Annotated in this window: 21 protein-coding genes and 1 tRNA gene; 15 read left to right on the plus strand and 7 right to left on the minus strand. The window is 41.4% G+C overall.

The window, feature by feature from the left end; genetic code table 11:
* Nucleotides 1–13: 13 nt before the first annotated feature.
* Nucleotides 14–754 (plus strand): phosphoglyceromutase, encoded by a 741-nt coding sequence (locus ACZ0NX_RS02725; RefSeq protein ID WP_464405342.1) that lies wholly within the window; start codon nt 14–16, stop codon nt 752–754.
* Between the two features lie 108 nt (nt 755–862).
* Here the strand turns inward: ACZ0NX_RS02725 and phoU are convergent, their stop codons facing one another.
* Entirely contained in the window at nt 863–1543 is a 681-nt protein-coding gene (gene phoU / locus ACZ0NX_RS02730) for a phosphate signaling complex protein PhoU (protein WP_464405345.1), read from the minus strand.
* 157 nt (nt 1544–1700) lie between these two features.
* Here phoU and ACZ0NX_RS02735 point away from each other — a divergent pair, with 157 nt between their 5' ends.
* Nucleotides 1701–3167, plus strand: a complete 1467-nt coding sequence (locus ACZ0NX_RS02735; protein ID WP_464405347.1) for a sensor histidine kinase — start codon at nt 1701–1703, stop codon at nt 3165–3167.
* Nucleotides 3168–3177: 10 nt separating this feature from the next.
* Here ACZ0NX_RS02735 and ACZ0NX_RS02740 read toward each other — a convergent pair whose 3' ends face one another.
* Nucleotides 3178–3432: a hypothetical protein gene (locus tag ACZ0NX_RS02740; protein WP_060787382.1), complete on the minus strand. Its 255-nt coding sequence runs from the start codon at nt 3430–3432 to the stop codon at nt 3178–3180.
* Between the two features lie 148 nt (nt 3433–3580).
* Between ACZ0NX_RS02740 and ACZ0NX_RS02745 the strand changes: the two genes are divergently transcribed.
* The 3 genes from ACZ0NX_RS02745 to ACZ0NX_RS02755 all read left to right on the plus strand — a co-directional run bounded on the left by ACZ0NX_RS02745 (nt 3581) and on the right by ACZ0NX_RS02755 (nt 6615).
* Nucleotides 3581–4576 (plus strand): CHAP domain-containing protein, encoded by a 996-nt coding sequence (locus ACZ0NX_RS02745; RefSeq protein ID WP_464405349.1) that lies wholly within the window; start codon nt 3581–3583, stop codon nt 4574–4576.
* Between the two features lie 129 nt (nt 4577–4705).
* Entirely contained in the window at nt 4706–5428 is a 723-nt protein-coding gene (locus ACZ0NX_RS02750; RefSeq protein ID WP_415695350.1) for a C40 family peptidase, read from the plus strand.
* A 143-nt stretch (nt 5429–5571) separates the two neighbouring features.
* The gene (locus tag ACZ0NX_RS02755; RefSeq protein ID WP_464405351.1) at nt 5572–6615 is read left to right on the plus strand and encodes a universal stress protein; all 1044 of its coding nucleotides are present in this window, start codon (nt 5572–5574) and stop codon (nt 6613–6615) included.
* Between the two features lie 107 nt (nt 6616–6722).
* On the opposite strand, the gene ACZ0NX_RS02760 is transcribed toward ACZ0NX_RS02755, so the two are convergent.
* Nucleotides 6723–7961: a glycosyltransferase gene (locus ACZ0NX_RS02760; RefSeq protein ID WP_464405353.1), complete on the minus strand. Its 1239-nt coding sequence runs from the start codon at nt 7959–7961 to the stop codon at nt 6723–6725.
* A gap of 165 nt (nt 7962–8126) precedes the next feature.
* On the minus strand, nt 8127–8546 hold the full coding sequence (locus ACZ0NX_RS02765; RefSeq protein WP_060787340.1) for an OsmC family protein: 420 nt from the start codon (nt 8544–8546) through the stop codon (nt 8127–8129).
* Between the two features lie 109 nt (nt 8547–8655).
* Between ACZ0NX_RS02765 and ACZ0NX_RS02770 the strand changes: the two genes are divergently transcribed.
* The 3 genes from ACZ0NX_RS02770 (at nt 8656) to ACZ0NX_RS02780 (ending at nt 10795) form a co-directional block, all read left to right on the plus strand.
* Nucleotides 8656–9528: a thymidylate synthase gene (locus ACZ0NX_RS02770; protein ID WP_060787341.1), complete on the plus strand. Its 873-nt coding sequence runs from the start codon at nt 8656–8658 to the stop codon at nt 9526–9528.
* A gap of 79 nt (nt 9529–9607) precedes the next feature.
* Nucleotides 9608–10231: a dihydrofolate reductase gene (locus ACZ0NX_RS02775; RefSeq protein WP_415695351.1), complete on the plus strand. Its 624-nt coding sequence runs from the start codon at nt 9608–9610 to the stop codon at nt 10229–10231.
* A gap of 18 nt (nt 10232–10249) precedes the next feature.
* Nucleotides 10250–10795 (plus strand): low molecular weight protein-tyrosine-phosphatase, encoded by a 546-nt coding sequence (locus ACZ0NX_RS02780; RefSeq protein WP_060787342.1) that lies wholly within the window; start codon nt 10250–10252, stop codon nt 10793–10795.
* A 104-nt stretch (nt 10796–10899) separates the two neighbouring features.
* Here the strand turns inward: ACZ0NX_RS02780 and ACZ0NX_RS02785 are convergent, their stop codons facing one another.
* Together ACZ0NX_RS02785 and ACZ0NX_RS02790 are read right to left on the minus strand one after the other, a co-directional pair.
* Nucleotides 10900–11685: a DUF4191 domain-containing protein gene (locus tag ACZ0NX_RS02785; protein WP_060787343.1), complete on the minus strand. Its 786-nt coding sequence runs from the start codon at nt 11683–11685 to the stop codon at nt 10900–10902.
* Between the two features lie 147 nt (nt 11686–11832).
* Nucleotides 11833–12489 carry a DUF3043 domain-containing protein gene (locus ACZ0NX_RS02790; RefSeq protein ID WP_415695328.1) on the minus strand — a complete coding sequence of 219 codons (657 nt, stop codon included), beginning with the start codon at nt 12487–12489 and terminating at the stop codon, nt 11833–11835.
* Between the two features lie 151 nt (nt 12490–12640).
* Between ACZ0NX_RS02790 and ACZ0NX_RS02795 the strand changes: the two genes are divergently transcribed.
* Together ACZ0NX_RS02795 and ACZ0NX_RS02800 are read left to right on the plus strand one after the other, a co-directional pair.
* Nucleotides 12641–14008, plus strand: a complete 1368-nt coding sequence (locus tag ACZ0NX_RS02795; protein WP_464405356.1) for a dipeptidase — start codon at nt 12641–12643, stop codon at nt 14006–14008.
* A gap of 217 nt (nt 14009–14225) precedes the next feature.
* Nucleotides 14226–16895, plus strand: a complete 2670-nt coding sequence (locus ACZ0NX_RS02800; RefSeq protein ID WP_464405358.1) for an ATP-binding cassette domain-containing protein — start codon at nt 14226–14228, stop codon at nt 16893–16895.
* 13 nt (nt 16896–16908) lie between these two features.
* On the opposite strand, the gene ACZ0NX_RS02805 is transcribed toward ACZ0NX_RS02800, so the two are convergent.
* Nucleotides 16909–16981, minus strand: a tRNA-Arg gene (locus tag ACZ0NX_RS02805).
* Between the two features lie 612 nt (nt 16982–17593).
* Between ACZ0NX_RS02805 and ACZ0NX_RS02810 the strand changes: the two genes are divergently transcribed.
* The 5 genes from ACZ0NX_RS02810 to ACZ0NX_RS02830 all read left to right on the plus strand — a co-directional run bounded on the left by ACZ0NX_RS02810 (nt 17594) and on the right by ACZ0NX_RS02830 (nt 23162).
* On the plus strand, nt 17594–18232 hold the full coding sequence (locus ACZ0NX_RS02810) for a hypothetical protein (protein ID WP_464405360.1): 639 nt from the start codon (nt 17594–17596) through the stop codon (nt 18230–18232).
* Between the two features lie 154 nt (nt 18233–18386).
* The gene (locus tag ACZ0NX_RS02815; RefSeq protein WP_464405362.1) at nt 18387–20213 is read left to right on the plus strand and encodes an ABC transporter ATP-binding protein; all 1827 of its coding nucleotides are present in this window, start codon (nt 18387–18389) and stop codon (nt 20211–20213) included.
* A 15-nt stretch (nt 20214–20228) separates the two neighbouring features.
* On the plus strand, nt 20229–21002 hold the full coding sequence (locus tag ACZ0NX_RS02820; protein ID WP_464405364.1) for an energy-coupling factor transporter transmembrane component T family protein: 774 nt from the start codon (nt 20229–20231) through the stop codon (nt 21000–21002).
* 57 nt (nt 21003–21059) lie between these two features.
* The gene (gene menA / locus ACZ0NX_RS02825; RefSeq protein ID WP_464405366.1) at nt 21060–22160 is read left to right on the plus strand and encodes a 1,4-dihydroxy-2-naphthoate octaprenyltransferase; all 1101 of its coding nucleotides are present in this window, start codon (nt 21060–21062) and stop codon (nt 22158–22160) included.
* Nucleotides 22161–22373: 213 nt separating this feature from the next.
* Nucleotides 22374–23162: an ANTAR domain-containing response regulator gene (locus tag ACZ0NX_RS02830; RefSeq protein WP_464405368.1), complete on the plus strand. Its 789-nt coding sequence runs from the start codon at nt 22374–22376 to the stop codon at nt 23160–23162.
* Nucleotides 23163–23213 lie beyond the last annotated feature (51 nt).

Here is a 23213-nt window from a genome sequence, read left to right on the forward strand (position 1 = left end):
AGACTAGGTAATTATGACATACAAATTAGTATTGCTCCGACATGGTCAGAGCGCATGGAATAAGACCAATCAGTTCACTGGTTGGGTTGATGTACCTCTCACTGAGCAGGGTGTTGAGGAAGCTAAGCATGGTGGCGAGCTTCTTAAAGAGAAGAACGTTCTTCCAGACATCGTGTTCACTTCTTTGCTTCGTCGCGCTATCAATACCGCGAATTACGCGCTTGATGCCGCCGACCGCCTTTGGATTCCAGTTCGCCGCAGCTGGCGTTTAAACGAGCGTCATTACGGTGCTTTGCAAGGTAAGAACAAGTCTGAGATTCGTCAGGAATATGGCGATGAAAAGTTTATGATTTGGCGTCGTTCTTACGCAACTCCACCTCCACAGATTGATCCAAACGACGAGTATTCTCAAACAAATGACCCACGTTACGCAGGCGATCCAGTTCCAGAAACTGAGGCTTTGGCAAACGTTGTAACTCGCGTAACTCCTTACTGGGAGTCCGATATTATTCCAGAGCTTAAGTCTGGCAAGACTGTAATGATTGCAGCTCACGGCAACAGCTTGCGCGCAATTGTTAAGATGCTCGACGGTTTGAGCGAAGAAGAGATTTCCAAGGTAAACATTCCAACGGCTATTCCTCTTCTTTACGAGTTGGACGAGAACTTTAAGCCAATTAAGCCTCGCGGTGAGTATTTGGATCCAGAAGCTGCTGCTGCTGGTGCTGCTGCCGTTGCGGCTCAAGGCCAGAAGTAAGTTTGATTAGCTTAAGTTAGTTTTGTTAGTTTAAGTTAGTTTTGATTAAAAAAGTAGGCCTGCAATTAATTTTGCAGACCTACTTTTGTTTATTTTGTTTATTTTGTTTTATGCAACAACCGTATCTTTATCTGGTTCTGGCTTCTTAGTTGGGTCAAATCCCGAAACAATAAATACCACTTGTCTTGCGGCTGCAACTGAATGATCGCCTATGCGTTCCATAAATCGGCTTAAAAGCACCAAGTCAATCAGTTGTTTTCTGGTGCCGTTCCAATCTTCGCCTTCTACAAGAGCAAAAATATCTTCGTGCAACTTATCCATTACGTCGTCGCCGTGAATAATAGCATCTGCTACATTAACGTCTCTATTCGAAAGCATGTCTGTTAGTTGACCTGCAAGAACATGCAAAAAGTCAACCATTTTTTCAACAGTTTCTTTTGCCTGGCTAGGAACTGCAGGCTCTGGCCAATCTCTTCTTGCGATTTGTGCAACGTGGCTAGCTAAATCTCCCATGCGTTCAAAAGTGGCAGCAAGTCTCATAGTTGCAACTACTTCTCGCAAATCTGTTGCAACTGGGTTTTGGCGAGCAAGCAGTATTAAACATTGATCTATAACGTTTGCTTCTAGAGCGTCTAACTTTGCGTCGTTATCTATAACTGTTTGCGCGGATTCTATATCTGCGTTTACAAGCGCGTTTCCAGCATTGTTCATAGCTTTTGCAACAAGCTCTGCCATGCGTTCAATGTTTGATGCAACAGCCTTCATCTCTTCGTTGAAAATCACTCGCATGGTGTGTCCTTTCTTGCGATTTGCATTTTGAAGCATATTCGCGTTTTTAAACTTGCCATAATAAATTCTTGCTGTAATAAATTATAGACTACTGTGCGCACGTGCTTAAACAGATTAATCGCTTAAATGTGAGCGCGTTAGAGTATTCTTTAAGAGTATGCTTCAAGATTCGCCATCTTCGCCTTTAATGGTGTTTGTTGTTTTTGCTTTGATTGCACTTTGCGTTGCAATCGTTGTTGTTATGTTTGCATTTGACTTTATTTTGCAAACATTTCGCAATGTTTTTGTTCCGTTTTTTACATCCGATTTAAGTCGCGTTTTTAAAGCTATTAGGCGTTATTTTAGGCGCATTTTTAAGCGAATTTTTAGAGGCAATTTTAAGAAGATAAAAAAAGCTTTTGGCGATTTAGATTCTGGTTCCGATTCCGATTTTGATTTAGACGATAGTTCCGAAGATATTAGCTCCGACGCTTGCGCGGTTTTGGCTATGCTTCCAGGCGCAACCATTGTTGTTGATAAAAATAACGACGTTTTGCGCGCAAGTTCGCAAAGTTATACTCTCGGCGTTGTTTTAGATGATTCGATTGTTTCGCCGCGCGTTTTACAAGCCGTAAATAAAGTTCGTTTCTCTGGAGGGTCTGAAAGCTTTGACTTGGTGACTTATACGCCAAAACAATATGTAACAATTGACTCCGACTCTGCCGAAGTTGGCTCTAGTCCTATCGATTCTACTGCAATCGATTCTACTGCAATCGATTCTGGTACAATTGACCCTACTGCAATTGGCTCTACAGCACCCGCGTCTAATCCTTCTACAATTTCTAGACCTAACTGGCTTAATGTTACGGTTGGAAGCGTTGGAGCAGGCAAGGTTGTTGTTATTATAAACGACTCCAGTGCAGCGCATCGCTTTGAGCAAACTCGCAACGATTTTATAAGTAATGTTTCTAATCAACTTATTAAATCAACACGCATGATTTCCAGTCTTACTAATGTTTTGCAAACTAAAGATGTTAGTGCAAGCCGTATTAAAGATGTTGCTGCGTCTGCTCAAAAATCATCTAAACACTTGGAGCATATGCTAGAAGATTTGCTGCTTCTTATGCGCGCGCAAAGTCCTATAGACTCTTCAAAGGCTAGTGTTGTAAACGTTTTGAAAGTGTTGGAGGAAGTTAAATCACAGGTTTCTAGCCTTGCGCAAAGCAAAAATGTTAATGTAATTGTTAAGGCAGATTCTTCCATTAACGTTTTAGCAGATGCTAGCCAAATAATAGTTGCTGTTAGAAAACTTGTTGAAAATGCTATTATTTACTCGCCCAAAAATCGCAGTGTGGCGCTCTGCGTTTTAAAGTCAAACGATAATAGATTTGCTGTGATTCGCGTTGTTGATTCTGGAATTGGAATTCCACTAAAAGATCAGCCGCGTATTTTCGAGCGTTTTTACAGGTCGAGCAATCAAAATGATTCTAGCCAAGATGGTGTTGGATTGGGTCTTGCTATTGCAAAGCACGTGGCTCTTACGCATCATGGCAGTATAACATTGTGGAGTAGGCCAGGGCAGGGAACTACGGTTAACTTTGCTATTCCGCTTGCAAATTCGCTTGCAAATTCGGATGCAAATTAGATTAAGCGACTTATTTTCCGAGTCTTCTATAATCCCAGCGGTCGAAGTGTTCCCAGACTAAAAGCAAAATTCCAATTACAAATCCGCTAAGGCACACCACCGCAATAAACCACAGTATAAAATGCAAAATCGCAAGTAGAACGGTGATTAATGATGCTATTAGCCAAATAATTGTTCCAGCCATAAAAGCTTTGCACAAGTCTACGCGCAACGGCTTTGGCGCTTCTCTGCGTGCGTCTGGATTAATAATTGGTGCTAGCTTCATATGATTAACCATACATCTTTGCGTGTTCAATATCAATTTTAAGAATTGCATTGCGTACTGTGTTTTGTATCCGTACCACATTGTATTCTTTAAGTTTGTAAGTGTAAATTTGTGAATACGCTTTAGAAGATTTTAGGAGCGATTTTTTATGAAGCATGCTGAGCACGGCGCTAATAAAGCAAAGGGGCGGTTTGGTTCGCCTTTTATGCTTTTTGCTTCTGTACGTGGTTCGCATGCCTCTTCCACAAATCGCGCTGCTGCAGTTTTGTCAAATAATGGCGCTGTTGTAGGTTTGGAAAATGTAGATTTACAAGAATTTGCTGTTCCTTTAACACGCCGTCAGCGCAGAATGGCTCGTGCTACTAAAGAACGTAAGAATCGTATGATTGTTTCGGCTTCTTTGTTTGCATTAGTTGGAGCTGCTTTAACTTCTATGACTTTAAACAAGCCTAATAATATGGATTCTTTGGCTTCTAAGTCGTATTCTTCTAATTTAAGTTTTGTAGACGATTCTTCTGCTCAAGCAGCATCTCGTTCTAGTGCTAGAGAGAGCATTGATCGCGCTAGTAAGTATTTAAACTTTAGTAGTGCTGTTGCTGGTCTTGAATCCGATTTAAATGCGTTTTCTACTAAGTCTTCTCATAAGTCTAAGTGGGATTTGGGTTCCATCTCCGATTTTAAAGTGTCGGAAATGTCTAAGTCGGCAGCAAATAATCCAAATGTTGCTGTTTTTATGGATTCAGATGCAAAGATTTTGCCAGCTGGCTTTAATCCAAATCACGATTCTGGCGATTCTGGAAACGCTTATGAATTCAGCCAATGCACGTGGTGGGTTTATATTCGCAGGCATCAGTTAGGTCTTCCTGTTGGCTCCAATATGGGAGATGGCTGGATGTGGGGCTGGTCTGCTCGTAAGCTCGGCTATTGGGTTGATCATACTCCTCGCCACGTTGGAGACATTATGGTGTTTGGCCGTGGTCAGGCTGGTGTTAATCGCTATTATGGCCATGTTGCAATTGTAGAAAAGATTAATCAAGATGGTTCTATAGAAACCTCTGAATCTAGCGCTGAATATCATGGTAGAACTTATTCCAGAGTTGTTAGTGCTAAAGACGTTTCTGCTTTTGATTTTATTCACTACTAAATTAACTACTAAATTCGCCACTATGGCTTTTAAAACTTTACTAGTATAAAGATTAGATTCATCAACTTTTGTTGATTTATTGCGCGGTTTTTGCCGCTTTGTATTGTTAATGTGTTAACATCGCTAATGATGGTTAAGCAAAATATTAAGCAAAATAAGATTTTTTCTTCTATAGCTGCGGGCGCTGCATGTGTAACGCTTCTTGCTACTATGGTTCCGTTTGCTTATGCTTCTGCCAAAGAATCTGCTGTTACTTCTACGCGTTCTTTCCCTAAACTCACCTCTGTTAAGCGAGATTTGCTTACTGAATCCACTTCTACAAGTGTTGATTCTAATTCGCATTGGGGTGGTATTGAGTCTTTGAATGTTCCTCAGACTAAGAGTGCCGAAGAAGTGGCCGCAGAAAATGCACGTAATGCCGCTAATGCTGGCGATTACGATTTTGCAGCAAGCCGTTCTGGCGTTAGAGGAATGTCGCAAAATTATTTTGTTGCTCCTCCAGATGGCTCTTCTGTTTCTTCAATGCTTAATTTTGCCGCTCAATTTGTAGACAAAGTTCCTTATCGTTCTGGCGGAACAACTCCTGCCGGTTGGGATTGCTCGGGCTTTGTAAAGTATGTTTTTGCCAATATGGGTATTTCTTTGCCTCGAACTTCTGGTGCGCAAGCAACTGTTGGCACAGCTGTTCCAAGCCTGGATCAGGCGGCTCCTGGAGACATTATTGCAAATGGCACTCATGCTGCTATTTACGTAGGCAACGGAATGGTTATTAATTCGCAATACGGCGGAACAAAGTATAGTCCTATTCCTTACGTCTTTACATCTGCCTATTCAATTCGCAGAGTTTTCTAGTTATTTTTGCGCGCAAAAGTGGCGTTTAATCTTATATTGTTATATTGTAAATCTGCTGTGTCGCAATAGACTCAAAACAATTAAACGGCTATTGTAGTATTTAAGCAAAGGTTGCAAAATTCGCGCATACTAGGAGGATCTAGATGACACAGAATGTTATTACACAAGAAAAAGCTGTTCTTGTAGGCGTTGATGGTTCTCATGCAAGCTATAAGGCTGTTTGGTGGGCATCCAATTACGCTAAGCACGCTGGATTGCAGCTTCAAATTGTTTGCGCATATTCTTTGCCAAGTTATGCGGCTGTGTCTTTTGATGCAACTTATACCGCCATTGGAGACGATAATGTTGCTCATCAAGACGCGCAAGAGATTTTATCTAGAGCCAAAGCCGTAGCTTTAGAGCAGGGTGTTGACGCAACAACTCTTATTGTTACGGGAGACCCTTCTTCCGTGTTTGTGGAGTTTTCTAGAAACTATCAGCTTATTGTTATTGGAAACCGCGGAAAAGGTGGATTAGCAGAGCGTTTGCTTGGCACAACAAGTTCTTCGCTACCAGCTTATGCCTATTGCCCAATTGTTGTTGTTCCATACACCGACGATGATGGTCAGAGAATTCACTTGAACAATAAGATTTCTAAGATTGCAGTTGGCTCCGATGAATCTAAGTGGGGCTTAAAAGCGCTTGAGATTGCTGCCGACTTGGCAGATAGCTGGAATGCTCAGTTAGACGTTATCTCCGCTGTTCCTAGCGTTCAGGGTGCTGAGGGAGATACGGCAGTTATGGGATCTTATATGGAAGATCTTGATGAGCGCGTAAAGCCGATTTTGCAGCGTTTGCCAAACCTAAAGATTCATCGTTCCGTGGTTCCAGGATCTGCTGTAAACGCTTTGACTCAAGCCAGCTTAAACAACGATTTGGTTGTTGTTGGCTCTAGGGGCAGGGGCGGATTTACTGGTTTGCTTCTTGGCTCCATTAGCCAAGGTTTGCTTCAGCATTCGTCTAGGCCAGTGTACGTTGTTCCACGCAAGTATGTGGAGCTAAGCGCAGCGCAAGTGGCTCAGCAGGCTATTGCTAGTAGCAACGCGGCGCCTATTGACTCTATTAATGGCGTTCATAAAGTTGATGTTCCAAAGGCTGGTGTAGAAGAAGCTAAGCAGATTGAGCAAACAATCGATCCGCTTCACTAAAGTAGTAACGCTAAGTAGTAACGCTAAGCGCTAAAACATAAATCGCGTATAAGGCACTAATTGTGTTTTATACGCGATTTTTTCAAACTTGTATTGTTAATATGCTTTTAGTTTTTCTTAAGCAAGAATCGTGCTCGTCTTGCCTCGCGAGCAGCACGCTTTTTAGCCATTTCTTGATTATTAATGCTAATTGCGCGCTGATAAATCTTAATTAATTCTTGAGCTTGCTTTTTAAAATCATTGTTCTTTGAGTATTCAAGAACATTTTCTTTTAGCTTTGCTTGCTCTTCTTGGCTCATATTAAGAACGCGACTAAACACTTTTTTAAAGTCTTCTTTAGAATCCCACTGATAGCCATTTTTGCCACTAATAATCTGATTTTCGTTAGGAGCGTCGTGCTTAACAAGCGCAAATAAGCCAGAGGCCATTGCCTCCAGCATAGAAAGCGAATGCATCTCCGATAAAGAAGCGGTGGTGTAGTAGTCCATTGCGTGCAAATACTTAGGAATTTGCGTGTGGTCAATAGGCCCTAGAAGGTAGATTCTATCTTCAAAACCTTTGCTTGCCACCTTATTGCGCAAGTCCTCTAAATCAGGGCCTCCGCCAATAACAACCAATCGAGCCAAATCGCGTGGAAAATCGCAGTACATAAAGTTGTCAATTAACTCGCTAATGTTCTTTTCTGCGCCAATTCTTCCAACAAAAACAAATAACTTTGTAGAATCTGCAATACCGTATTTTTTACGGAATTCTTCTCTAAAAGCAATTCGTTCTGGCGTAGACAAGAATTTTTTGTATTCAACGGCATTGCTAAGAACAACAACCTTTTTGTCAACTTTTTGGCGGTCAATATAAGCCTGAGCCTTAGAAGACATGCTTGTAATAATTGTTGCGTTTTTAGAAAATCGCGTAAAATATTTTGCCGATATATTCCTTGAAAACTCGGTAAAATGCTTTAAGCCAATGTAAAACAGGAATTTATCGTATTCGGTGTGTAGCGTGTACACAACTGGAATATGCTCTTTTTTGGCCACTTCTAGGCCGATTTCTCCAATGCCAAACTCGTTTTGAATATGAATAATGTCTGGCTTAAAGTTAATCGGGAATTTTTTGCGCATATTTCCAATTGGAATCGCAACCCTATATTTGTAGAGCTTTTTTAAAAGAATACCTGGAACGTACACAACGCCGTCTACGAGCTTTGTTTTACGCTGTTTTTCGGAGCCAACCGTAACAACAAGAACCTCATGCCCAAGTTCCTCGTACATTTTTTTAAGCATGTAGGATTGCGTTGCTACGCCGTTTATGTATGGTGGATACGTTTCCGTAAAAATAGCGATTTTCAAAGTTTCCTCCGATTACATAAATAGCTCTAACAACCTTAAAAGTGTAGCATTGTGTTTAGCATTGTGCCACAAATCGTTATTTTTTGCCACATTAGTGGCGTTTTCTTGACGCTAGGTTGCTGGCGATTCTTCCGCGCTCTAAAAGCGCTTGCGCCAATCTTCCCATTAATGCCTAATATTTACGCTAACTTGTACAACAGCTCCGCGCTCAAGCGTGTGCTTAACTGTGCAACCCTTGCTAATATGCTTTTCCATGCGTTCTTTTAGCGCTTGTGCATCTTCGCTTGTTAGCGCAGGTTTTGCGTTTGTGGCGTCTACTGTTAAGTCTTCTTGGAATCTTAAGTAAGTTCCTTCTTCGGGGTCGTAAGTGCCATTTACAACTACGCGCGCGCCTTTTCCCTCTCCAATCGCGTGTTCAACTGCATATTGGCTACTTAAAGCCGTGCATCCTGCTAGCGCTATTTGCATTAGCTCAACAGGCGAGAATTGTCCTTCGCCTTTGCCAAATTCCAAAGTTGCTCCGTCTTCGCTTTTTGCAATCCAAGAGCCGTCTTCTAATCGCTCAACCCATATTCTTCTAGCCATTTTTGCTCCTTTGCAGTTGTTGTGTTTAGCTAAAACAATTATATAGAGATATACAGTTATTTGCACATACATTGCTGGTGTTGAATTTAGCTAATGCTAGAATAAGCGTATGGCTTTAACTCAACAAGAACTTGCAGATTTGCGCGCGCGCGTGCCGCAAAAACCAGTATCCAATATTCCTACTCCTTACGAAGATTTAGTTAGAAAAATCTTTATGGAAGGAACGCTAAAATCGGATCGCACTGGCACGGGAACAATATCTCTTTTTGGTCAGCAAATTCGCTTTGACTTAAGCAAGAGTTTTCCGCTTATAACAACAAAAACCGTGTTCTTTAAGGGGCTTGCATACGAGCTTCTTTGGTTCCTTAAAGGCTCCAGCAATGTGCGTTGGTTGCAAGAAAACGGTGTGCATATTTGGGATGAGTGGGCAGATGAAAACGGCGATTTAGGCCCTGTTTACGGCGTTCAATGGCGTAGTTGGCCAGCTCCAACAGAGCAAAATCCAAATCGCACAATCGACCAGATTGCAAACGTTATGGATCTTATTAAAAATCATCCTGATTCTAGAAGAATGATTGTTAGCGCCTGGAATCCTGCGGAAGTAGAGAATATGGCTTTGCCTCCATGTCACTCGCTTTTCCAGTTCTACGTTGCCGATGGCAAGCTCTCTTGCCAGCTTTATCAGCGTTCTTGCGATATGTTCCTTGGCGTGCCATTCAACATTGCCTCTTACTCGCTTTTAACAATGATGATGGCTCAGCAGGCAGGCCTTGAGCCAGGAGAGTTTGTGTGGACTGGCGGCGATTGCCATATTTACGACAATCACGTAGAGCAAGTGCTTGAGCAGCTTTCGCGAGAGCCGTACCCGTATCCTAAGCTAGAAATTAATAAAGCTGATTCTATTTTTAGCTACGACTATAGCGATTTTAAGGTTGTTGATTATAAGCATCATCCTACGATTAAAGCTCCTGTAGCAGTGTGACTTTTTGCTTGTTTAACTGTTTGCTTTATTTAGTAATTGATTAGTAGATTTACGTAGGAGTTTTATGACTAGCAATACTGTGACTAGCAATATTCCTGTGCGTTTAATTTGGGGTCAGGCATACGATTTGCAAGGCCTAGCAGGCGCAATGGGTGTTAATGGCGGCATGCCTTGGAGGCTTTCCCCAGATTTGCGCTATTTTAAGGCAATGACAATCTCTTGCCCAGTAATAATGGGTAGGGGAACTTGGGATGCTATGCCAGAAAAATTTAGGCCTCTTCCTGGTCGCGAAAATATTGTTGTTTCTAGGAATCCAGATTTTAATCCAAATGGAGCGAAAAGCTTTACAAATATACAAGATGCAATCTGCTACGCAAAAAAGTGGATTGAAGATAATCCTATTGAGCTTGTAGATTCTTCGGATTTGCCAAAAGATGGCAGAGCAATTTGGATTATTGGCGGCGGAGCAATCTTTAAAGAAGTGATTAATTCAAAAATCGTTGACGCTGCCTACGTAACTCAGATTGATACTAGAGTAGAAGCAGATACGTTTGCTCCAAACATTCAAAAACTTGTAGATGATGGATTGTGGACTATAGCGCGCGATGACGATTGGCAGGAATCGCCTATAAAAGTTGGCGCAAATCAATTTAATGCAAAATATAAGTTTATGGTGTATAAGCCAGTTAAATCTAAGAAATAAGCCAGATTAAGGATATGTATGGAATCTTTAAACAAAATTCACGTAGACGCTAAGCATCCGTATGTTGTTATGACGGTTTGTACGGGAAATATTTGCAGGTCTCCAATGGCAGAAATTGTTTTGCGCAACGAGTTTAAGCTTAGGGGATTAAGCGATGTTGTTGCTGTAAAATCATGCGGAGTAAGCGATGAAGAATACGGAAATCCTATTGATCCGCGTGCGCAGAGGGAGCTTAAAAGTAGGGGATATTCTTTGCCATTAAGCCATTTTGCGCATAGGATTGAGCGAGACGAAATAGAAGAGACGAATCTTTTTCTTCCAATGACGGCTTCGCATATGCAATCTTTACTTAGGATTATTCCGCCGCAAAAGCGTGGTCTTGTACACATGTACAGGTCTTTTGATCCACAGTTACCAAAGCCACAAGCTGGGCGCGAAGCTGCTTTAGATTTGGCGGATCCTTGGTATGGAGGCCCTAAAGAGTTTGAGATTGCAATGGATCAAGTAGAAGAGTGCGCTCCGTACATTGTTGATTGGGTAGAAGCGCACATAACGCGAGAATAATAGTTGCGTATAAGTCGCAAGTAAATATATTAAAACCAGACGAACCGCTTGGAACGTCTGGTTTATTTTATACCTTAAAAATTTAGATTTATTGATTATATGATTTATTTTCCTCTTAAAGCTCTGCGGCTCACGCGTGGCGTGTGCGTAGGGTCAATTCCCTTTGGAATTCCAAATCCAAGCTTTCCTTGCAAAGTACGCAAGCGGTCGTTTAGAATCGCAAGCTCCGTTTTAGTAAGGAAGAATCTGCGGTTTGGGTGAATTGCTGCAAGAGGAGCAAACTTATGATTTGTAGGAATTAAAGTTTTAGACTTTAAAACTGTGGTTCTTAAATCTCTAAGCTTAATTTGATTTTGTCCGTTTCCAACGCAAATACGGTACACAGGTATACTAGACCCAGCTGTAACGCTTTTAATCGCATGCTCCTGGCGATTCATAGCTTGGCTTAGTCTTTCGTAATTGCCTTCTCCAACAAGAAAGATTCCGTTAAAGCCAGTTCCGCGCCAAATAGCATCTTTTGTGCGAGGATCAACCCAAACTGGCTGCTGTGGGAATGTAAAACCGCCCTTATTGATTGCGCTTAGAATTCCAGCGGCAGCTCCAGGCTTGCCTTCTAGTTTTGCGTATCCAACTTTATCTGCGCGCTTTGTTAAAACAACCGTAAAAAGCAAAAGCCCCAGCATAAGCGCTGTTACAACCATCATAATCCATGTAAAAATGGACCAGCGCAAAATAACGCCAGCTATAACGCACAGAACTACAGGGGCTGCAAAAGCCAATCCAAGCCAAAGTGGAAGCTGCTTATCGTCTGTATGCGTGTACTTGTAAATGCGCATAATCTGTGAAATCATGCCCGATTTCTTAGTATTCTTTGACTTTTCGTTTGCCATTTTGCGTTTATCCCCTATACGATATTCGCGTTAATTTTGTTTTGTGCTTATTGCAAGGCTTGTACCACGTTTGTGCCGCTATTACTTAAGCAGCATGCTACAAACACACATTGCTATAAATCATATCTTTGTTGGTATACTAGCGCTTTACTTTGGCCAGTTTCCGCGTTTTGGTGTGCTTGGCTTTGGTAACCTCCACCTACGCATTTGTATTGCGCGACTGCAGGCATACATTGCCGACCTAGAGCTTTTAGCAACAGCCACCTGGCCGTACTTCTTAACAAGTTCTTTTCTAAGTTTGCGCCACATTATTAAAACGTCAATAATCGCAGCAAAAAGATACGCGTAAAGAATAATCGCAAGCGCAAAATAAAGAACAATATACTTAGTAGACAAGAAGTTTTGTGTAAAGAAGATGCAAATCATAATTACGATTGCAAACGGAACAAAAAATTCTCCAACATTAAAGCGTGCGTCTACGTAATCGCGAATATACACTCTCCATGGAAGTTGCTCCGACTTTGGCATATGCGCTAAATCGCCATTTTTCATAGCGTCATACTGTTCATTTTCGCGCTGGCGAATTCTGGCGCGTGCAGCCTTTGCGCTAGCTTTGCGGTCTTTTGGCACAAGCGGCCTAAGATTTTGCGCTGCAGCCTCGTTCCTTTTAGGAGTTGGCGCATTTTTTGTGCGAGATTTTGCATTGTTTTCTGCTTTATTCTCGCTATTTTCATTGACTGCTGATTGATTGCCATTTTGCGCATTATTATCAGCATCTTTTTTTACGAATGGATTCCATGTCATGTTTGCAGATTACCCAACAGACTAGACGCGTTCCATAGATTTTGCTGGCTGTTAATGTCTGGTTGTTAATGTTGTTAATAGTGTGATAGTGGTTAGATAGTAGTTAATTGCTTGAGCAGTTGTTTTGGCTATTTGTTTTAAGGAGATTTGTATGGCTAATCTTAATGTGGAAGACGTTAAGAATCGTGTTAGCGCTGCGTGGAACGATGTTATATCTGTTCTTAGTAAAAAGATAGAGCTTGGAGCCGTTTCTGCTAAAGGTATTACTGGGGATCATATGCGCGCTTCGGCGCAATACGTGGCTGGAGTATTGCGCGAAGTTGGTGTTGACGCTCGAGTTGAACAGTCCAAGAATCCAGACGGTACTCCAGGCGCATTTGAGGTTGTTGGATCTCGTATAGTAAACCCAAATGCTCCAACAGTTTTGCTTTACGCTCATCACGATGTTCAGCCTGTTCCAGATGCAAGCGAGTGGAACACAGATCCTTTTAAAGGAACCGAGATAGATGGGCGATTGTACGGTCGCGGTAGCGCGGACGATGGTGGCGGAATTGCCATTCACTACGGCGCTTTGCGTGCTTTAAGCGAAGATTTAGGCGTAAACATTAAGGTGTTTATTGAGGGCGAAGAGGAGATGGGCTCTCCAAGCTTTATTCCGTTTATTGAATCTCACAAAGCTGAGTTTGAATCCGATGTGATTATTGTTGCGGATTCTGGCAATTGGTCTGCCGAAATCCCAAGCCTTACAACTAGCTTGCGCGGAAACACAACTGTAGACGTTAAGGTTAAGGTTCTTGGTCATCAAGTTCACTCTGGTCAGTTTGGTGGACCTATTTTAGACGCCTACACGCTCGCTTCAATGTTGATTGCTTCTCTTTACAACAAAGACGGCGATTTGGATGTGCCTGGAATTGAATCGCAAGAGCCTGTTGGCGGCTTGCAACGCGATTTAGACGAATCGCAAGTTAGAGCCGATTCTTCGGTAGTGGATTCTTATAAGCTTGCAGGAACTGGCTCGCTTGCTGCACGAATGTGGACTAAGCCAAGTTTGACTGTTATTGGAATGGACGCGCATCCAGTAGAGGAAAGCTTTAACGTTATTGCTCACGAAACACGCTTGCGACTTTCGCTTAGAACTGCGCCTTGCCAGCGCCCTGAGGCTGCACAAAAAGCGTTGAGTGACTTTTTGGTTGCAAACGCTCCGTTTGGCGCGCAAGTAACTGTAGAGCCTTTGGATAATGGCATGGGTTGGGCTATGAATCCAAATGCAATTGCAACTAAAGATGCGCTCGCTTCTATGAAGGACGCTTTTGGCGTGGATCCTATTAACAAGGGCGAGGGTGGTTCGATTCCATTTATTCCAGAATTGCAACGAATCTTCCCTAAAGCGCAGGTTTTGGTTACGGGTCCAGAAGATCCAAAGTCTAATGCTCATAGCCCAAATGAGTCAATTTCTCTTTCTGGCTTGGAATCGAATATTGTAACGGAAGCTTTGCTGCTTAGTCGCTTAGCTAAGTAGTGAAGTAGTGTTATAAATTTTGACTTGCGCACAAAGCGCGCGAACACGTTGATTTTGTGCGCGAGTCTACACAGTGCCGTAAAATTTTCAGTCGACACGGGTGCTTTGCGTAATTCGTAAAGCTGAGAGAAACCGCTTGAACGTGAATCCAGATAATGCTGGCGCACGGAGATCAGTTTTTCCCCTGCCTAAAAATCATTGCCATAAAGGATTTGCTATGCCCGATGCATTTAAAACGCAGGTTTTGAACGAAACCAAACAGCATAAAGCTGAAACTTTCCTTCCATCGGCTTTTAGTGCTGCTCAGTTGCGTTTTGAGAATTGGGGTTATCGTCATGCCTCTCGCAAGGCGTTTGCTGTTCGTGGTTTGAACCTAACTATTGAAGCAGGGCAAAGAGTTTTGCTACTAGGAGCATCGGGCATAGGCAAGTCTACTATTCTCGAAGGCGCTGCTGGATTAATAGGCAGCGATATTATTCTTAAATCCAATTCAAACGTTAAAAACAATCAATCTTCTTCAAGCCAGTCTTCTTTAAAGCAGAATGTTTTAGTAGAAGACGAAGATGGCGGAGTGAGTGAAGGTGCAGTATTTGTAGACGATGTACCAGTTCATAAGGCTCGCGGACGCGTTGGCTTAGTTTTGCAAGACCCAGAAGCGCAAGCGATTTTTCAACGTTTAGGCGATAACGTTGCATTTGGGCCAGAAAATATGAATGTTCCACGTAAAGAAATCTGGAATATTGTTGACGAAAGTCTTAAAGAGGTTGGCTTAGATGGTTTGCAACTTCATCGCTCTACAGCGCATTTAAGCGGTGGTCAAATGCAGCGATTGGCTCTTGCTGGCGCGCTGGCAATGAAGCCTAGTGTTCTTCTTTTAGACGAGCCTACAGCAAATCTTGATCCAGACGGCGTTGAGCAAATCGTTGCAGCCGTTAAAAAGGTGCTTGATAATACTCATGCAACAATGGTTCTTGTAGAACATCATGCTCAGCCTTGGATTGATTTAATAGACCGAGTAATTGTTCTTGGGCTTGATAACAACAAAAATGGCGGCAGCAATAAAGGTGAAACTTTTGTTCACGATGACGATATTGCAAGAGGCGAGAGCGCTAAAACAGTAATCGTAGCTGATGGAACTCCAGACCAGGTGTTTAATCGCAAGGATCTTGACTTTGAAGATCTTGGAATATGGCTTCCAGACAAGTACAAGGATCCAAAAAATCGCAATATAACTAGGATTCACGTTAACGGAGAGCCTGATTGCGACCCTTCTGTAGGAGATGGAAAAGTAGTTTTATCTACAAAAAACCTTGCGATTAGTCATACGGATACTCCAATAGCCAAAAACATTAATCTTGAGTTTAATTCTGGCCAAATAACGGCTTTGGTTGGTGCAAACGGTGCTGGAAAATCTACTTTATCGCTAACTCTGGCAGGATTAATTCCATCTCTAGAAGGTGAAGTCGTAGCAAGCGAGGATCTTTGTAAAGATTTAGACTCAAGTGATCCTATAAAATGGAAGTCAACTGAACTTGCTAAAAGAATTTCGTATGTTTTTCAAAATCCAGAACATCAATTTGCGTGCGGAACTGTTTTAGAAGAGGTTATGTTAGGACCTATTAGAACAGGCATGAGCGAGGAAGACGCTCGTTCTAAGGCTCAAGAGCTTCTAGAACGATTCCGATTGCTTAGATACGCCAACGCAAATCCGTACACTCTTTCTGGCGGAGAAAAGCGAAGGCTCACGGTTGCAGCGTCTTTGGCAGCAGCTCCAAGAGTTTTGATTTTAGATGAGCCAACTTTTGGCCAAGATCGAAAAACTTGGATGCAAATTATAAAGCTGATTGCAAGTCTTAGAGCAGACGGCGTTAGCGTTATTGTTGTTACTCACGATAAAGAGCTGGTAGACGCTCTTGGCGCGCGTTTGGTTGAACTTTTGCCAGTTAACAATGCTAAGAATAGTGATTCTGGCGATTTAGACGATTTAGACGATTTACAAGAATCGCCAGCAGCCGCAGTTTGCGATTCTTCCGAAGCTCTGTCTTCTACAACTTGTGCAACCAATATATCGCGAATAAAGGTTAGCGCGGTAAATAAGCGCGATGAGCAAGAGAGGGCGGCAAGCTGCTCGCCATTTTTGGCTTCGTTAAACCCTGTTTACCGCATGCTTGGAGCTTTTTTGCTTTCTGTTCCGCTTATATTTACTCTAGATTGGCTTTCTTCGTCTATTGCACTTGTTCTAGAGTTTGTAATTTTATGGATTGTTGGAATGAATCCTTGGCGCGTTATTAAGCAATCTTGGCCTGTTTGGGTTGGTGCGCCTGGGTCTGCTCTGGCTGTGTGGTTGTACGGTAAGCCTGGCGGCGAAATCTTCTTTAATTGGGGAATTATTCAAGTAAGCGAACACTCCACAACTCTTGCAATTGCAACGTTTATTCGTATTTTGGCGATTGGTGTTCCTGCAATCGTTACGGTTATTGGCATTGATGCTACCGATTTAGCAGATGCTTTTAGTCAAGTTATGCACTTGCCAGATAAGTTTGTTTATGGCGGATTAGCAGGAATGAGGCTTTTTAGCGTTTTGCAAGATGATTGGGCGGCTCTTACCGCTTCTAGAAGATCTCGCGGTCTTGGAGACGATAGTAAGATTCGCGCATTTATGCCTCAAGCTTTTGCGCTGCTTGTTCTTTCGATTCGTAGGTCTAGTACTTTGGCAACAGCAATGCAAGCTCGCGGTTTTGGAGGGGAAAATCCAAGATCTCATGCACGTATAAGCTATGTAAATAAGCGCGATTATGTGTTTATGGCTGGATGCTTAATTATTCCTGCAATTGCATTAATCGCAGCTGTTTACTATGGTACTTTTGCGTTTCTTGGTGGAAATTAATCAACGCAAAACGTGGGCTCGATGGGATTTGAACCCACGGCCTTCTGCTCCGGAGGCAGACGCTCTATCCACTGAGCTACGAGCCCATAACTCGTGAAAGTATACACGTTGCTAGGGATTGGGGTTGTTTTTTCTAATCTTTTGCAAAAGCTCAAGAAGCTTGTTCTGTTTGTTTTATTCGTTTACGGCGTTTTGCCTGGAATTTTGCGGATTTAAGCGGGGATATTTTTGCGCATTTTGTGTGATTTTTGCTAATTTTATCTTTTTGTTTGCATTTGTACTTTTATAGTGTTAGCATCGAACACAACACAAACACATATCGTAAATTTTACGGTGTTAGGTTTGTGATTGACCACATAGGCATTTAGCTTTTGCAGCTAAAGTATTTAAGGAGGCGGCTATCATGCGTAACATGAATGTTCAAGCTCGTTCTTCTTTTGATGCTGCTCGTATGTGGTGGTGGCAGACTTCTCTTTGGCGTAGTTTACTCTAAAGTTTTGAAGCTGCTTGTTTAGGCTTATAAAAGACCTCTAGGGTAAACCTAGGGGTCTTTTTTATATCCCTAAGCCAAAATCCATTTGGGTTTAATCCAAATCTAAAACAATCTAAACAATCTAAACAATCTAAAACCAATAACAATTTATAAAACAAAATTGTTGAAAATAGATAACGTAAAAATTTACGTAAAGGAGAAAATCATGAATCAGGAATTTAATCAGAATGCACAGCAAGATGTAGCTAACGCAAATGAAGCATCTGTAGAACCAGAGATTAATCAGGCAGCGACTTTGCTTAAAGGCGTAAATGTTAAAAAGCACGCTTTAGATATTACGTCTTTGGTGCTGGTGGCTGTTCTTTTTGCAGCAGGATGCATTCTTGACTTTACGGTTGCAAAGTCTCTTTCAATTGGAAATATTCAGCCAGAGTTTGTTATTGCATCGTTCTGCTTGTCTATTTTGCTTGTTCGACCAAATGTTATTCAAGGTGCGATTATTGGTGCTTTGGCTGCTACATTGATTCAATTTAACACTTCGATTCCTGGTCTTGAATACGCTTGCGATATTCCAGCAGCAATTATTATGACGTTAGTTCTTATGGGATATCTAAAAGCTTTCCCTAAGGATGCTGCTAGAAAGTTCAGCGTTTTCCCATTTATTTCTACGTTTGTTACAACTGTTATTTCTGGAATGATTTTTGCAACAATCGCATCCTTCTTTATTCTTCATTCTCCAAACACTGTTCTTGTTATGCTTCCAATCATTTTGGGAACTGCTGTGTTTAATGCTGTTGTTGTTGAAGTTCTTTACACTCCAATCCGACTCGTTTTGCACAAGTAGCATAGTTTGTGTTACGCAATATGTGTTACGCAATATGTGTTACGCAATATGTGTTACGCAATATGTGTTAGGAATATTTGGTAAATTATATAATCGTTAGATACTAATCAATAATTAGTAATCAATTTATTGGTTTTAAGAGTTAGGAATTATTGTGCCTTTGCTGGAATTAAAAGAAGTATCTTTTAAGTATGCGAATCGTAATAAGGATGATTCTTTCAATTCTTCAAAGGCGCAAAATCCCGCTTTTGCTTTAAAAGATGTAAGTCTTAGCATAGAATCTGGCGAATTTGTTGGAATAATCGGGCCTTCTGGGTCTGGTAAAACAACGTTAGCTTCGCTTTTTTCTGGAGCTATTCCGCATCATTATTCTGGCGAACTTTCTGGAAGCGTTAAAATTGCTGGTCAAGACACTAATAATCTTGCTTTAACTAATATAGCTTGCTTAATTGGATCTGTTATTCAAGATATTGATGCACAGATGGTGGCTGCAAACGTAGAAGATGAGATTCTTTTTGGGCTAGAAAACTTTGGCGTTGCACATAGCGAAATACCAAGTCGAATAGATGAAGCTTTGCAAATTGTTGGCATTAGCGACCTGCGTAACCGCGATTTAGACACTCTTTCTGGCGGCCAAAAGCAGAAGGTTGCGATTGCTGCTATTCTTGCGCTAAAGCCTAAAGTTATGGTGTTAGATGAGCCTACGTGCGCTTTAGACCCTGTTTCTTCTAGAATGATTTTTTCGATTCTAAAAGATTTAAACAAGAACTTTGGAATAACGGTTGTTGTAATTGAGCAAAAAGTGGCGCTTTTAAGCGAGTATTGCAAGCGTTTGGTTGTGCTTTCTAATGGCACTTTGTCGCTTGATTTGCCTGTTAGCCAAGCGTTGAAAAGTATGGATTTGCTTTATTCTATTGGAATAAATTATCCACGCACTACGCATTTGGTTAATGATTTACAGAGCAAGAATATTTGCGCTAAAAGTGATTTGCCTGTGTCTGTAGAAGATACAGTAAATACTATTGTTAATACGATTAATAGCAGCAATTTTAATAGTAAAGATTCAAATATTGATTGTGCGGATGGCGAATGTGCAGATGCTGAATGCTCGGCTGCTTGCGACTTTTCCAATGAATCTCAAACCTTAGAACAAAACTCTTCTCCGTGCCTTTCGCTCAAAAACGTCAGTTTTTCCTACCCTAGTGGCGTTAATGCTTTAAAAGATGTATCTTTTGAAGCTTATGCTGGGGAGCTCGTAACGCTTGTTGGAAGGAATGGTGCTGGAAAAACAACTGTTACTAAGCTAATCAACGGTTTGCTTAAAGCTAGCAGCGGCAGCATTTTTATTGACGGCAAAGACACTAGCAATATGAAGATTAGCCAGATTGCTCACTATGTTTCTACGCTTTTCCAGAATCCAGACCGTCAGCTTTGTAAAGACACTGTTTTAGAAGAAGTTGCGTTTAGTTGCATTCTTCTAGGCGAATCTGTTAAAGATGCTAATGATCATGCAATGCAGGTGATTAAAAAGCTAAATCTAAATCCTAGTGCAAGCCCATTTATGCTTTCTAGAGGTCAGCGTCAAATGGTGGCTTTGGCTGCAACTGTTGTAACAAATCCTAAAATTCTTGTTTTAGACGAGCCTACGTGTGGCTTAGACTACATGGAATGTTTACGCATTATGCAAGTTGTAGAAGACCTTAGAGACCACGGTTGCTGTGTGATAATGGTTTGCCACGATATGGAAGTGGTTCTTGACTTTGCAACGCGTTTAATCGTAGTAAACGATGGCAAAATTCTAGAAGACGGCAGCATAAGTTGCGTTTTTGAAAACAACGCCATTTGCAAAGAAGCTGCATTATGCGCTCCGCTTTTATGCGCTGTATCTAAAGGATTAGTGGAACACGGTTTTAGTGCATGCAGGGGCTTATATAAAAGGGAAATGCTGGTTAATGCTCTTAAAAAGAGTTGCAATTTGTAAAGCAAGGTGTGAATTATGCAAACTAAAATCTTAACTTATAACGAAGGTTCAACTTTACTTCACAAAGCAAATCCTATTGCAAAACTCATACTGGCTATAAGTGTTGTTGTTTCTGCTTTTATAGCTCAACAATTTACTGTTCTTGTTGTTATTGCAGCTCTTATTCTTGCTGGCATGGCTATGGCTGGAATTCTTAAAACGCTGTTTCCTCTTGTGCGCGCAATGCTTATTCTTGGCGTTGTAATGTTCTTTTTGCAAACAGTTATTGCTCAAGGCGGAAGCTACATGTTCTTATGGTTTAGCACAAAGGGCATTTCTGTTGCATTGCGAGCATCTTTAAGGCTGTTTTGCTTTGCATTGCCTCTTGTAAGCGTTCTTAGCATTACAAAACTAAACGATTTAGCCAATGCAGTTGTTCAATACTTCCACATTCCGTATTGCTATGCTTTTACAATCACTACTGCTGTGCGATTTGTTCCTATTTTTGCGTACGAGATGTCTCAAATTACGCAAGCGCAAATGGCTAGAGGAGTGGAGTTTGATACCAAAAATCCTTTTAAAAAGATTAAGCTTATGATGCCTTTGATTGTGCCTCTTTTGGTTTTGTCTGTTCGTAAAGCAGATAGTTGTGCGCTGGCTGCAGAAGAGCGTGGGTTCTATTTGCGCACTAGAACATCCTCCTTTAAAAAGTATTCTTTTGGATGGCGTGGATTTGTTCTTCTTGTTGTGTCTGCGTTAATGATTGCTTTGCCAATTCTTGCATCTATATTTGCTCCACAAATAATCTAAAATAGTCTAAACTAATCTAGAATAAATTAAAGAATTCTAGAATTTAGGCGATTTTTAATGACTAATATTAAGTTTTGGATTAAAGGTGCAAGACTTTATACTCTTCCGATTGGAATTGTGCCAGTTGTTATGGCAATTTCGATTTTTGCAAGATATTTGTTTAGTGGGCAAATACTTGTTAAACCATACAATATTGAAAATTTTGTTATTCAATCGCTGTTATGCATAGGCGTTGCTGCTTTTATGCAAATTTCCGTAAACTATGCAAACGATTATTGCGACGGTTTACGCGGGCTAGATAATCAAAGATCTAAGCGAGAACTGAGTGCAGATGGTAAAGCGCTATGCGATGTGTCTTGGAGGCTTGCAGACGCTGGTATTAAGCCAAAATCAGTGCTGTATGCTGTTGGAATATCTGCTTTAATATCATGCATTTTTGGCTTGATTATTACTATTAAAAGTGGTGTTTGGCTGTTTATTCCTCTTGGCTTAGTCTGCTTGATTGCAGCGTGGTTTTATGCTGGAGGATCGCATCCATATGGATACTGCGGTTGGGGAGAGTTTAGTGCGTTTTTGTTCTTTGGGCCAGTTGCGTTTTTAGGAACATTGTGCGCGCTTTTTTACGCAAGTGGTTTTTCTAAAGATTCAATTGCGTTAGCTAGCGTAAGTCAAATCGCATTTTGCGTTTTATTATCTTTTATTCCAGGTGGATTTTCTGCTTGTCTTATGATGATTAACAATTTGCGAGACGCAGAAAGTGACATACGTCATAAAAAAATCACAGCAATGGCGTTGATTGGAAAGCGCAAGGGTAGTGTTGTATTTTCTTGCGTTGTTGGTTTTCTGGTGATTTTGCAATCTGCATATGTGCTGTTATACGTGTTTTATACGCGATTTATAGGCGTAATTTTAAGTATTGGTAATCCATATAAAATTGTTTGCACGTTAAATAGCGGATTGCTTAATAAAGGTGTGTTTATTGTTTCTTGCATTCTGTTATTATTGATTACCTATGTGTTTATTAAAAAAGCACATTTGCTAATATGCGCGGTTTCTAATAGTGATTATGCTAATGCTTTTCCGCTATGCGTAAAGCTGGCAATGCTAGGTGCCTTGACTTTTGTATTGTCAATATTTGCATGCAGTTTGCCGCATTAAAATGCGGTTTATAGCGTATTTTTATACACGCATGCGAGTAAAATCATGTGGCAACGCGCACAGTGTGCTTTTTAGTGTTTGTGCATAAAACTTGCATGATGCTGGCCTAAAAATAAACGCAAAGATGGCGAGTATTAAAGTGTGTGAATGTACGTGTTGGTGGAATGCATAGCGCTGTTGCCTTGTGTTTTATGGTAAGGAAATGAGGTTAAAATGTCGGCTGAAAATGGCGATGAAGAGATGGGGAAGGTGCCTGTTGTGCTTACAGATGATGAATTGCGTAATGCTGCTGAGGCGCAAAATGGCGTAGAAAGCAATAAGAACGCTAGTGAACAAAACGAAAATATTGCAAAAACTGTTGTTGTTGCCGAAGATGAAGCAGTTAACCGTATGGATCTTGTAGCTATGCTAGAAGACAACGGATATAAGGTTGTGGGGCAAGCTGCTAACGGCCAAGAGGCGGTTGATCTTACTCGCGAATATCGTCCAGACGTTGTTTGCATGGACGTTAAAATGCCTGTTGTAGATGGAATTCAAGCGGCTGCTACTATTTGCGACGAAAACATTGCTCCAGTTGTTATGCTAACTGCTTTTTCGCAAGCTGATTTAGTTAAGCGTGCTACGGGTGCGGGCGCAATGGCTTATGTTACAAAGCCTTACGAAGAGTCAAAGCTCTTGCCAGCCTTAGAAGTGGCTATGGGTAGGTTTAGTGAGATTAACGATTTGCTAGATAGTGTTGAGCGCACAGAAGGCAAGTTGCAAGATGCTCAAGATCAGCTTCGTAAAGCAGAAGAAAAGCTTAAAAAAGCCGAAGATACCTTAGAAGAACGCAAGCTTGTAGATAGAGCAAAGGGCTTGCTTATGGATAAGGCTGGATTCTCGGAGCAGGGTGCTTTCCGTTGGATTCAAAAAACTTCAATGGATCAGCGTATTCCTAAGAAGCGTCTTGCTTTGGCTATTATTGCTAAGTATGGCGAAGAGAAGCCAGCTGCCGAGGAATAGGCATAGTTAGTAAAAACAAAATTTAATAATCGTTGCAGATTGTATGCAAGC

The sequence above is a fragment of the Gardnerella rara genome (assembly GCF_055452355.1).